At 59.7% G+C, this 12,478-nt stretch carries 7 protein-coding genes; 5 read left to right on the top strand and 2 right to left on the bottom strand.

Features of this window, described 5'->3' with window-relative positions; genetic code table 11:
* The first annotated feature begins 5 nt into the window (after positions 1 to 5).
* Entirely contained in the window at positions 6 to 1,169 is a 1,164-nt protein-coding gene (locus H3H55_RS36875) for a hypothetical protein (protein WP_193103028.1), read from the top strand.
* A 294-nt stretch (positions 1,170 to 1,463) separates the two neighbouring features.
* Entirely contained in the window at positions 1,464 to 2,045 is a 582-nt protein-coding gene (locus H3H55_RS36870; protein ID WP_226800713.1) for a hypothetical protein, read from the top strand.
* 210 nt (positions 2,046 to 2,255) lie between these two features.
* On the opposite strand, the gene H3H55_RS36865 is transcribed toward H3H55_RS36870, so the two are convergent.
* Complete coding sequence (locus tag H3H55_RS36865; RefSeq protein ID WP_193103026.1) at positions 2,256 to 4,259, bottom strand: UvrD-helicase domain-containing protein; 2,004 nt, start codon at positions 4,257 to 4,259, stop codon at positions 2,256 to 2,258.
* Positions 4,260 to 4,262: 3 nt separating this feature from the next.
* Positions 4,263 to 6,320 carry an ATP-dependent nuclease gene (locus tag H3H55_RS37735; RefSeq protein WP_193103025.1) on the bottom strand — a complete coding sequence of 686 codons (2,058 nt, stop codon included), beginning with the start codon at positions 6,318 to 6,320 and terminating at the stop codon, positions 4,263 to 4,265.
* Between the two features lie 1,305 nt (positions 6,321 to 7,625).
* Here H3H55_RS37735 and H3H55_RS36855 point away from each other — a divergent pair.
* The 3 genes from H3H55_RS36855 to H3H55_RS36845 all read left to right on the top strand — a co-directional run bounded on the left by H3H55_RS36855 (position 7,626) and on the right by H3H55_RS36845 (position 12,476).
* Complete coding sequence (locus H3H55_RS36855) at positions 7,626 to 8,822, top strand: FAD-dependent oxidoreductase (RefSeq protein WP_193103024.1); 1,197 nt, start codon at positions 7,626 to 7,628, stop codon at positions 8,820 to 8,822.
* A gap of 33 nt (positions 8,823 to 8,855) precedes the next feature.
* On the top strand, positions 8,856 to 10,847 hold the full coding sequence (locus H3H55_RS36850) for a hypothetical protein (RefSeq protein ID WP_193103023.1): 1,992 nt from the start codon (positions 8,856 to 8,858) through the stop codon (positions 10,845 to 10,847).
* Positions 10,848 to 10,946: 99 nt separating this feature from the next.
* Positions 10,947 to 12,476 (top strand): ferritin-like domain-containing protein, encoded by a 1,530-nt coding sequence (locus tag H3H55_RS36845; RefSeq protein ID WP_193103022.1) that lies wholly within the window; start codon positions 10,947 to 10,949, stop codon positions 12,474 to 12,476.
* Positions 12,477 to 12,478 lie beyond the last annotated feature (2 nt).

Genomic DNA, 12,478 nt, shown 5'->3' with positions numbered 1-12,478 from the left:
GTTCGATGGATTCTCTCAAAAATTTCGGGGATCTGGTAAAGCAAATGGAAAATTGCATCACTTCAGTTGAAGGCCCTTGGCGGCTCTACGACTTTGACACTGACGGGCTAGCCGTATTTGATGGCGGTTCGTGCGACTACTACCTGCTTTGCTACACGGATGGGGCGCTCGATAACGGGGTCGTCATCAAGGCGACGGCTGCCGGACCGCGCGGACTCTTCGCGGATCGCAATGCGTCTGGGGCGTTTGGAATGTCGCAAATCGACCCTCGGAGCGTTGCTGCATTTGTCGAAGTCAAGCGCCCCGAATTTTCTGACGAGCTGTTGGTCGCGCTCGCGCGTTCGCGCAAAAAGGTCGCCTTTTGGCATGACGGCATATTTGTCGGCGCAATTGAAGCACGTCGGCCTCGTGAGCAACTGGCGGAATTGTACGGCCGCGCGTTCGCGATTGCAGACGGTGATATAACCGTATTCGAAGGGGGGCGCGACGAGGTACCGGAGGACGCGTACTGGGTCGATCAAACTATCGTTGTCACACCCGTCAGGATCGACGTCAGTGTTTTGCTTACCACGGAGAGAATCGTCCAGGAGGAGGACGATGCGCTTCAGCGGCGCACACATTCAGAGAACCGGGCACTTAAGAGGCATGAGAAGCGGATGCGCCGGGACAAAGAGGATCGGTTGCTCGCCTTAGGACTGACATTCGACGAAACGCCCGCGATGAACGCCATCGCCGTGCACGTTGAGACGCTCGGTCCGTTTGGACTGTTGGATGAGTTCGAAGCCTACGTGTTACGGATCATCGAGAAGCACTTCCCCAGTTACGTAGCCGGTGCGGCGGCCGACCCAGATGCGGTCCTGGCCGCGTGTGTTGAGGCCCAGACTATCTTCGAGGAAAAGTGCCGGCACAAGATCAACCTTTTATTGGCGGAAGTTCCGAAGCTGCAGCAGCGTGAAAAGATTCGGTCCGATTTTGAAAGTAGGACAGGGCTGAAATTGCTTTTTTCTGCCGAGGTTACGCAACTGGTTGGCGGCAGCAAGTTCCTTGCCGGACAAGTTCGGGAGAACGCTCGTTCATATCTCAGTCCGGTCGGAAATCAGCGCCTCTACGCTCGCGATGATATCGAGCGCGAGTTGACTGCGAGAGAGCAGAAGCGATCATCCGCGTAACCCCAGCAAGGCCGGTTGGTATGCATGCCGGCAAACGACGGGCAGCGTTCGTACCAAGGTTTGGCCAACGAGGTCTAGCCCTTCGGACGAAGTGAAAAGCAACGATACGGGAAGTCGACGATGCTCATATTCGAGAATGGAGGGCGGACTGAGATCTCCGTAGAGGGGCGGCGGATTCTTCACTTGCTCATACACACCCTACGTAATAGCGTACGAATGCCGGTGCGTTTGCGATCCGGTCAGCGACCTTCGAGCGCGGTCGCCTGGCATCGACTCGTATCGCAGGTCTGCGTTATGGGTTCCTCGAAAGGGATGGGGTTCATCGCTTCCGATCCCAAATTGCTGCAGCAATTTTGCGCGAGCACCGCGTTGCGCGTTTGGAGCCGGCAGCGATACGACAGGGCATATATGGCCGAGTTGCTCGAGCAGTACAAGGCTACGCGATTTCCCAACAAAGCAGCGGATACCCTTCGGCAAATGGTCGAGACGCGAACTATCGTCCACAAGGCGGAGGTCGTCTTGCTTACCGGCCTGTCCGGTCAAATGCCTCGTGACGAACTCCGTGACACGCTTATCGACCGTTGCAGATTCTTCAAGTTGAAGAGCGCCTCGGACTTCATGATTTCGACGGGCCTGTCCGACGACGTTATCGCACTGGATGTTCGAATTGTCGGTGTGCTGGCAAAGTATCTTCAATACGGACGTACGGCAGCGCAAGTACAGTCAAGCAGGAAGGATTATCTTTCCCTAGAGGTAGCGCTTCGTAGCGTCTGCGAGGAAGCAGGGATCTCGCTCGCGAAGCTGGACCGCCTCCTCTTCCAGTTCTCGGCCATGAATGCTTTGGACTATGTCTTAGAATTTTCCACGGGGAATTGAGACGAGTCCTGGGGGCCATTTTCACCGACTGCGAGCGTGCGAAGAAAACTCACATGTGAGCATGGAGGGTTTGGAGTTCAGGCCGTTGTTCGGCAGCGACCGGCGGTTAAGCCATCTCGAGGTCACTCAACAGTTGCAGACGGCGTGTCCAGTTCTGTGAAGAAGTCGGCTTCCTTTTTCCGACCCTTGATCAGCGTCATAGCTGTACGCCTAGACTTGTACCTGCGCATCTGAGCAGCAATCAATGACAATCCAACCTCGACCCACCAGCGTGTCGAGTTCCCCAGGCCCAAACGCGTCCTTTCGCATCGCCAAGCACAGCAGATGGGTCGGGCGAGTCATCGCGACGTAATGTAACTTGAGCCGCCCGAGCATTCTCGGGCCTTCAGGGACCTGCCGGCCCCTGGCGTTTGTCGAAAAGCCGCCCGACTTCGTGCCCAGCAACCATGGCTTGAGTTCGCTTAGATGATGCGCGTGGTAGAAACTGTCGAGGACGAGCGTCGCCGTGTGCGTTTCGCCCTTCACCGCATGGATCGAGCTCAGCCGAATGTGTACTTGTGGTGCGTCGGGCGGATAAGCAAACAAATTATCGGTGCGCGCGGCGATTGCAGCTTCGGCCTCAGCTACGGCCTGAGCCTGCGGCGGTGCTAAGAAGGTGGCAACATCCTCCCCAAGCACCTCTGCGCCGCTCAGTTGCCGGATCACTGCCTCGATATGGACTTGTGCTGCCGCCGCACAGAGCGCAGGGGTGATATCGCCTTGGTGCGTCAGGATGATCTCTTGCAATGCGAGATATTCGCCTCTTGCATCGCTGTCACCAAGCATCTCGACCACCCGGCGATGAGGCGATTTTCGTGCGCTCGCCCCATATGGGGCGCCGGCAAGCTCGCTGGCAGCGAGGAGCGCTGCCGCCACGGCGTTGATAAGCCTGTCCGTGTTTCCGCTGCCAGCCATCTCAAAACGAGCCCGCGCAAGGTATTGGGCGAAGCTGCTCGGCGTGGACTCCTTCCGAACGCATGCCGGGTCGTAACCGGGCACATAGTGCCCCATCGCTCGCGGGATGCGATCGTCGCCCCCGGGTTCGTGAACCCCAGCCACTGCAGTGAACACTCCGTTTTCCAGTACAGCCGCGTCGAAGCTATCTAGCAGATGCTGGCCATAGCGCTCCAGCACTCTCTGGACCGACCCGTCATCGAAAAGGAAGATTGCCGACGCCTTAGGATCGGCGCTGAGGTGATCCGGTGGACCGGCGCCGATTAGCGCATGCGGCGTAACCCCAAATCCCTTCACTTGGTCCGCAAGATTCTGACCAAAACGGTAGCTTCGTGGCATCGGATGTACAACAGCGCCTGGAAACTGGTCCGTCGTGGCGCCGCTCTCGCTGGCGCTTCCGTAGATGGCCTGGTTGGAGTCGCCGAAACGCTGACGGCGCGACGGCGCGTCGCCGCTGCAAAAGATGCGGTGCAGCAGCGCCGATTGTGCCTCACTGTTGTCCTGCGCCTCGTCGATGAATACCAGCGGAAAGCGCCGACGTAGCATTGGAATCGTCTCAGGATGCCGATCAAGCAATTCGCAGGCCCATACGAACATTTCGTCGAAGCAGAAATATCCCTGTTCGCTCGACTGGCGACGCGCATCGATGATCGCTTGATATGTAGGCGTCTGCGGTCCGAAACGGCCTGTCTTGCCCCCGCCATAGTCAGTCTGGTCGTAAATCAGGCAGGTCTCGCTCAGATTTGCCTGCTGCAAAGCCCAGCGCCGATTCGCGGGTAACAGGTTCCACCGCTTCGCAAGTGCAATCCTGGTATCGATGCAGCGCACTTCGACTCCTTTCGACCGGAGCCAAGGCAGCGCGAGATACTCGTTCACAAACGCGTGGATCGTGCCGACGAAGTGCGGGTAGCGTGTCAAGGAGACACCCGCCGCCGAACTGCTGAGCTTTGCGCTGATTTCGTTGCGCGCGGCATTGGTATGCGACAGCACGCAGATGCCCTGCTGACGGCTTGGCCAGCGCATCGCTAGAACTGCGAGTTTTGCGACCAACAAAGTCGTCTTGCCACTTCCCGGGCATGCCTCGAAGTCGATTGTGTCGAGTCGCAGCATTGCTCGGAGTCGGCTGTTATCACCCTCGACAGCCGCAAATCCGGCGGGGCCAAGCCCCATCAATACCGCTGCCCAGGTAACGTCTTCCTCGCGGACTAGATCGTCGTACATCACTCAGGCCCCCGGTGCCCGCGCCATTACTACCGCGCCCGGCTCTCCGGCCGCGCCGCCTGCGAGCGGCGGTGCGAACGGCCCGGTGACATGCTCGATAGCAGCAACGATGTAGGGCGGCAGCAATGCGCGCAAGCTATTGGCATCTAGGTTATTGTTCGCGGCCTCCTTTTCCAGCAGTTCGGCAAGATATTGCGCGCCGATCGCCTTTGAGGCCCCATCAGCCTCAAACAGCGCATAGACATGTGAGGCGAGCGTCGATGGATCATGACCCGCATCGATCAGCGCTTGATAGGCTGCATCGGCGGCGGCGAGGATGACGGCCTGCTCGGCAGTGCCGGCAGAGAGGTGGTCATTGGCTAACGCCAGTGTCCCTGCGCGGTAGACGTGCTTGCCGAGACCGTGGAATGCGAGGTCAAATTCAAGCGTCCATTCGTTAGCGACGAACGTCTCGACCTTTTGGCCTGAGGCCTTCTCCCTGCGTTCGGCTCGCCGCTGTTCAAGGTGTTCGCCCGGAAAATCGTCCTTAATCCGCCATTGCCGCTTTGAGGGAGGTCTTGGAGGGATCGGCTGCCCGTCCTCCAGCTTGCCCACGATCCAAGGCGCATTGTTTGGCATCACGTCCATGTCGGTGATGCAGGCGACGGGAATGTTAATGACCCCATCCTTCTCGACGTCTTCGCGCATGAATATGCGTGCGTATCGGCCGAGCCCAACACCGCCGACATTAACCACGGAGACACCGTGATGGTGGAAATCGCGGTCAAGTAACCTCGCTATGACGGGCAGGAGGATGTTCTCGGCATCCCCCTCGACGATCATCACTGCGCGCGCGAAGAACAAGTTTGCCTTGGTCACGTCGAGGAAGCGCTCGAGAAATCGATAGTCTGATGCGCTGAGCTTGGTCTTTCCCTCACACAGAGGGAAAGCCCGTCCGCCTTCAATCAGTACGAGCCTGTCGAGTTGTAGGTCCGAAGCGAGATTGGCACTGTGCGTTGTAACGATGATTTGGATGCGCTGTCCGTCGGCACGCGTCTTCTTTGCCTGTGCCTGCAGGAACGACATAAGTTGCAACTGCCGTTGCGGATGGAGATGTGCCTCGGGCTCTTCGATCAGCAGCAACGGGAATCCGTCGCTTTCAGTAGCGAGAAGCAGGAGCTCGCACGCCATGAACAGCAGGTTGTTTGAGCCGAGTCCACGACTGTGCCCGCTTTCGGCGTCAGACGACGCGGTCAGTACGAGCTCAAGCTTCTCAAGTAACTGCCGCAATCTGAGGCTGTCCTCCTGCGCGCCTGCTACGCCGATCTGCGCATTCAGCATATCGTTAGCGAACGAGAGGGGCTTCAGGTAATCATCATTGAGCCGCTTTCGAGCCTGTCTAATGCCTTCGCTCTCCCCAAGCAGATGAGTCGCATAGTCACCGAGGCCCAAAACACTCAACGTCGTCGGGTCGGGTGGCGGATCGGCAAGCTTGTCGAAAGGGATTCCTGTGTCGCGGATTTCAGTGGTGTGCTGAAGGATCTGGGATAGTCGCGACCCTCGCCCAGAGCTCATGGCCCGCTCGGCGTCGCGCAACGGCCGCAGATACGTCGCCGTCAGCAGCGATCGTGCCCCCAGATCGAGCAATGGGCCGTCTCCCCTGGCACCCGTGCGCCACTCAGGCGGAAGCACCCGGCGTGAGCTGCCTTCCTTGGTGTTGCGTTTCGCAACCCAGGTCACGATCAGCACGGTATTGGTTACCCCGGCTACCGTCTCATACGTGAGGAACTCGGCAAACGCGCCTCGATCAGCGGTGGTGAGGCCTCTGAAAGTCAGACGGATGATAATTTCGTCGGCACTTGGACCACCGGGGATGGGCTGATGAAAATCAAGTGGATCCACCCGCAGCACGTCCTGGTCACGCGTGCCGACCACCAAACGTAGCGCGTCGATGACCGCTGTCTTGCCGGCATCGTTCTCGCCGACCAATGCGGTAAGTCCCGGGGACAGTGGTAGCACGAGGGCCTTGTTATTGGCACCAAACAGCCGGAAGTTCTCGATTCGAATTTCTGCGATATACACAGTGACGCCCCTGCCGCGTAGAGTCCTACCGATAGCCTAATCCAATGACATAGCCGAGAGACTGAAAATTTCTCAGAAATTCTAACCGATCATTGGGGCTGCAATAGGCCGGAATAGAATTTCAGGGTGCTTAGCAAACGGTAATCCCCGCTTTTGACGCGAGTCAAAATTAGAGTTTCTGTTGGGGCCATGAGCCGCTGTTTCAGCGCCATGCCGGCGGGGCCCATGTTTGGGCGCTCTTGATTGCATTGCCACATCCATTCGGTTTCGAAGTGTTGAATATGCACGGTCGTCCCATTCGTATTGCGACACACATCCAACATGGTTGGAGAATAGAGCGCGGGGACGACGTTTTCGCCACACAAGCTGATTTCATCAACTCAGATAACGAGAGAAAATCATGCGACTGAAGAGATCAGTGCGCTGCTGGTCGTGTCTGGTCACGCAACCGTGGACGATGTGCAGGCGAATGCGTCTGGCGGTGGTTTGCTTACGTTGTCCAAGGGCTTGCGCATCGTCGTCAAGCCGGATGGTATTGCCCGCGAGGCGGTCACCAAATCCGCATCCGAATGGCTGCTTTGTATGAGTGCCGACCGGTTGAAGCCACCGTCGTTCAGAGTCGATCGCATCGCTGCAGAACCTCCATTCACTGTCGCGTGCAGTTCCCGGCATCGGGATCGACGCGACAGCAAGATAGGGAACGCACGATTGCCAACTTAAACTCGCGAGGCGCACAACGCGTGACCGCGGCGGCTGGGCGCTGCAGCACCATCACGGGGCGTTGACACGGTCTTCGCGACGCCACGCACGGTGACAACTTTATTTTTGTCTACGTCTACGAAGCGCTGAATTGCCGGCCAACAGGCGAGTATGTCGATCCGGGGTCGGTCTGGCGGTCGCACATCATCGTCTTCACGTGGGACGACCTGACGAGCCTCAATACCTGACGACCATCGCGGCGGCGTTCGCGCGAGGCGGCGTGCGTCACGTACCCCATCTACATCGACCACAAGAACATTAGAGAAAACCCTGATTCGTCGCGACGAACCGGGATTGAGATCTCAACCTCCTGTCAGGATTGCCAGCTTGCCCACATCCGTGGCCAGGCATGTAATTCGACCGCAGCGGCTAGCTAAGCGTGATACGGACGACGCATCGTCAAGCATGAAACTGGCCGAATCAATCCCGCTTTTCAAAGCCTCTCTGACGCTCGACTTAGCGACTCGGCCGTTGCTGCATCAATCAGGACCGTGATCTCGCGGATCGCTGAAATCGATGTGCTTCCGGATGCCCTGGAGCCCCACCATGCACGACGCAACGCATCGCTTTGACGTCATCGTTGTCGGTGGAGGGCCCATGGGCCTATCGACCGCCTACCATCTCGGCAAGCGCAAGGCCAGGACGCTGGTGCTCGAGCAGTTCACCTTCGTGAACCAGCTTGGCAGCTCGGCTGGTGTGTCGCGCCAGTTCCGCATTCCCTATCCCGACGCCTACATGGTCAAGCTGGTCAAGCAGTCGATCCCCTATTGGGACGAGTTGCAAGGCTTGACGCCGCAGCCGCTCATGGACACGGTCGGCACCTTGTGGTTCGGCGATCCGTCAGTCAAGTCGACAGAGGGCAATATCCCCGCCGCCGAGCAAGCGCTGAAGGCCGAAGGGGTTGCCTATGAAACGCTGGATGCGGGCGAACTGGAGAGGCGTTTTCACTTTCGCAATCTGCCGTCGACGTACACGGGACTATTTCAGGCCCAGGGCGCCAGCATCGATCTCGCGGCCACGCAGCGGACGCTGCTCGACTGGAATCAGCGCTCTCCCTTCGTGCAGCTGTTGCAGGAGGCGCCGGTCATCGGCATCGAGCGTCGGCAGGGCCTCTTTGAAGTGAAGACTCCGCTTGGGACCTTCAGTGCCGAAAAGCTGGTGCTGACGCCGGGCCCCTATGCCGACGACGTGTTCAAGCTGCTGGGGTTCCGTATCGCGGCGACCTACTGGAATATGGCCTCGGCCTACTACCGCAAGACTCGGCCGGATATCCAGTACCCGACCTGGTTCGTTTTCCAGAACCCGGAGGGAGACAACGGCAACCAGTTCTACGGCTTCCCGGAGGTAGCCTGGAATTACCCGGGCTATATCCGTGTCGCCTCCGATTTCGTCCTCGCGCCGCTGACGTCCCCCGATCAGCGCACGCCCATTCCGAATCCTCAGGAGCTCGCGTTCACGGCCGAGTGGGTCGGCGAGCATATGGAAGGTCTCGAGCCGGTTCCGCGCTTCACGTCGACCTGCCTCGTCGCACTCAGCAAGATTGCGAACAAGGAATTGCTGATCGACTTCGCGCCCGACTATGTGCCGAACCACCGCGACATCGTCATCTATGCGACCGGCTGGGCCGGAAAGTTCGTTCCGCTGCTAGGCGAAATTCTTTGCCAGTTGACCCTGGACGGTCATACCCCATTCGACATCTCGCACTTCTCCACCGGCAACCGCTATTTCAACAAGCTGGCCTGAGCGCAGGCCGGGCATCTACGGGAGCAGGACACCATGGCAAGCAAGACCTATTCGATCTTCGGGTGTGGTGCCGCCGGTCTCTACACGGCCTGGCGACTGTTGAATGGCCGGACGCGAGCGGGGGGCGATCAGCATCGTCAGTTGCAGCAGGGCGACGTCCTGGAACTCTTCGACTGGGGCAAGTACGATTTTTCGAAGGAATTTCAGGGCACCCGTGCACCCGGTGCCCGGGTCTGCACCTGGCACTACCAGAACAATCCCGACCATTCGTACCTCGAGTTGGGCGGCATGCGCTATTCGCAATGGAACGGCAACGACGACGGTAAAGCGCAGGGCCACCGGCTGGTCACGACGGTGATCGCCAAGCTCGGGCTCGACCGCCATGCCGTGCCTTTCAACGAATCGAGCGATCCCCTCTACTACCTGCGCGCCAGGAATCTCTATCAAAACGATATTTCTTCGCGCACGCCGGCGCCGTACGCGGCCAACAACTTTGGTGCCGCGACCACGCCAGACCAGGGCTTCGCCGTCGTCGAAGCGTTGTCGGTCACGAGCACCAGTGGTCCGAGCACACGCAAGCAGTGGGACGCGTTTTATCAGCATGGCCGCATCACGGCCGAACTGCCGTCGAGCTCCATCTTCCAGAAAGGCGATTTGCTCAAGGACATCGGCTATTGGAACCTGATGTACGACCAGCTCGGCTCGGAAGGCTATCAGTACGCCGCGGACGGCAACGGATACTCGTCCAACGTGATCAACTGGAATGCCGCGGTCGCGTTCGAGTCGAACAACGAATTCACGCCGGGCAATCAGTACATGACGCTGACGACCGGCTACTCGGGCATGTTTCACGCATTGTTTGCGGCCATCGAGCAGTTGGCGAGGCAGCGAGGCGTCACGCTTCAGTACTACCCGAACCAGCGGCTGCGCTCCATCCATGTCGATGACGGCGTCGTCCATTACACGATCGCGAAGCGGGAAGATCCCTACCGGGAGGCTGCCCGTCAGACCACGTCGGCCGCCTGGCTGGCCATGCCGCGCGCGGCGCTCGAACAGGTTGCCCAGGGCTCCCGCTATGACGATCGGGGCGGACTGGACGTCCTGAACGACCAGAAGGTCAAGCTCTATCTCGAGTCGGCCATCATGCAACCGTCGTACAAGGTCGGCATGTTCTTCGAGAATGAATGGTGGTTGGACCCGGCTACGCCCTATCCGCCAAAGATCGACGGCTATGAAGTAACGGATGCCGTGATCGCGTCGCTCAAGGACCAGGACTTTCCGCCCGTGTTCGTGCAGGCGATGTCCGGTTCGGACACGATCCTGAATGTCCAGTTCGCGAGCGCCGACGAGCTGGTCAAGGCTGTGGAACAAGCTGCCGACGAGCGGATGACCATCAAACAGGAAACGTTGCTGCTCGCCGTCGCAAAGCGCAACACCATGGGACCGAGCGTGACCGACACGCCGATCCGCATGGTGGTCTACTTCGGCAATAACGCGACTGACAAGAATACAAAGCCGGTCTACGGCCTGCTGGCTTCCTACGACGACGAAACCTTCACGACGTTCTGGCGCGAGCTGGAGCTCGGGCCGAACGAAGAGCGGCATGTGCCGATCGCCGACGATATCCAACCGCTGATCGGGCCGCGCAAGGTGCCCGACAGAATGGTCAAGATGCTGCGAAAGCAGCTGGCGGAATTGCACTTTGGGCCGAACTCGGACTTTGCGGACGTGCCCGAGCCGCTCGAGGCGGCCTATGTCGACTGGTCGCTGCCGCCGTTCCGTGCGGGCTACCACGCGTGGGCTGCGCACTACGACGTTGCCGACGTCCAGCAAAAAATACGCAAGCCGTCGCAGCTGATCGACGGCAAGGATGCGCCCGTCTTTATCGTAGGGGAGTGCTACTCAAACGATCAGGCCTGGGTGGAAGGCGCCTATTGCACGGCGGAATCGGTGCTCAACGATTTCTTCGACATCGAACCGTTGATTGATGATTCGGAATACCCGTTCATCTGCCAGCCAACCTGATGGTTCGGCGCATGCGGTCGCAGTTGAACGTGCCGCGGATCTCTACGCCTGTAGTTCCGCACAACCCTCTTTTTCAGACGTCGGTAATAAGGAGCGGCAATGCAATCTCTCAGATTGTGGCGGCATCTCGCGCCCGGCGGTTCATCCCTGGAGCGGCTTGCGCTTGGCGAGCCGGTCGCCGAAGACTATTCCATCAAGCATCTGCTCGAGCATGAGCTCTCGACGCGCGACTACGTCACCTATCTGCTGTCCATCGACGCGGAAATCGAGCATTGCCTGATGGTGCAGTATCTGTACGCCGGCTATTCGCTGGGCGGGCCGCAGGTGCCGGCGGCGTTTCGCGACACGGTCCGCAATTGGCAGGAAACCATCCTCGGCATCGCCAAGGAGGAGATGGGCCACCTGATCACGGTGCAGAACGTGCTGCGTCTGATCGGCTCGCCGTTGCATTTCGAGCGTGACGATTACCCGTGGGATACGCCGTTCTATCCGTTCCCTTTCATGCTCGAACCGCTGACGCTGGATTCGCTCGCGAAATACGTCTATACGGAGGCGCCGCTCCATTGGGACGGCGGCGAACTGGGCAAGGATATCCGCCGACGCATCGGAAAGCAGGTATCCAGGCCTCATAAGGTCGCCGAGCTGTTTCATGCGCTGATTCCGCTCGTCAGGGACCACCTGCCCGATGATGCCTTCCAGGCCGACACCTACCGCTGCCAGGCGGATTTCGCCGAATGGGGACGCGGGTACAAGGGCGGCCACAGGGGCAGCGGCGGCGGTGGCTCTCTAGGCGGAACGCCGGACGTGCTCGTGATGCCCGCCACCTCGCGCGACGACGCGGTGAACGCGCTGGATAAGATCTCCAAGCAAGGGGAGGCGCCCCACGGCAAGGATCCCTCGCATTTCGTGCGCTTTTTGCGGATCTATGTCGAGATGCGCGCGGTCCTCGAAGGCGAGCTGTGCGGCGTCGACATCTGGCTTGCCGCACGCCCCGACGACTTTCTCGAAGAGGCCTGGACGGAAGCCTATCCGGCAGCGGCGGCCGAGCTGCACGCGGCGAAGGTAGACGACACCTGGCGGCCTTCGCGGCCCGTCGCGGTCAATCCCTACGTGGCGCTCGACCCCGCGCTCGTGCCGGAGCAGGGCGGCGCACCCGTGACGCCCATCACCGAGCCGGTGACCCAGCTGTGGGCGTCGCTGTTCAACCTGCGCTACCGCATGCTGCTGCAGTACCTGATCCACAGCTTTACGCTCTACGGCGGGCTCAATGCGGCCGGGCAGTTCACGCCGCGCGGCACGATCGTCAATGCGGCGTTCGGCGAGATGTACAACCTGCGCGCGCTCTCGGAGATCCTGATGCAGTCGCGCGTGTCGATTGAGCCGGACGCGTCGCTCGCGGGGCCGCCGTTCCAGATGCCCTATACGCTCAACAGCCCGTTCGGCGAGGCAAACCGCTGGCGCGGGCACCTCGATCTGCTCGAGGCCTCGGAGAACCTCGTGGTGGCCTTGCTGGCCAAGACCGATGCCGCGCGCCATCCGTATTTGCTCAGTCTGCGCGAAGCCGACAAGAACCTGGCCGCTGTCGCCAGGCGCATCCTGTCCGGCGACGTCGACCTGGCGCTACTCTAGGA

Origin of the sequence: Burkholderia sp. Z1 (genome assembly GCF_014893795.1) — a bacterium.
Classification (GTDB): Bacteria; Pseudomonadota; Gammaproteobacteria; order Burkholderiales; family Burkholderiaceae; genus Burkholderia; species Burkholderia theae.
Note: the sequence above shows the minus strand (reverse complement) of the source record. Positions and strands in the feature narration are given on the sequence as shown.

Coding starts and splice junctions, on each gene's coding strand:
- H3H55_RS36855 (WP_193103024.1), top strand. CDS start 7,626: ATGCACGACGCAACGCATCGCTTTGACGTCATCGTTGTCGGTGGAGGG.
- H3H55_RS36875 (WP_193103028.1), top strand. CDS start 6: ATGGATTCTCTCAAAAATTTCGGGGATCTGGTAAAGCAAATGGAAAAT.
- H3H55_RS36865 (WP_193103026.1), bottom strand. CDS start 4,259: ATGTACGACGATCTAGTCCGCGAGGAAGACGTTACCTGGGCAGCGGTA.
- H3H55_RS36870 (WP_226800713.1), top strand. CDS start 1,464: ATGGGTTCCTCGAAAGGGATGGGGTTCATCGCTTCCGATCCCAAATTG.
- H3H55_RS36845 (WP_193103022.1), top strand. CDS start 10,947: ATGCAATCTCTCAGATTGTGGCGGCATCTCGCGCCCGGCGGTTCATCC.
- H3H55_RS36850 (WP_193103023.1), top strand. CDS start 8,856: ATGGCAAGCAAGACCTATTCGATCTTCGGGTGTGGTGCCGCCGGTCTC.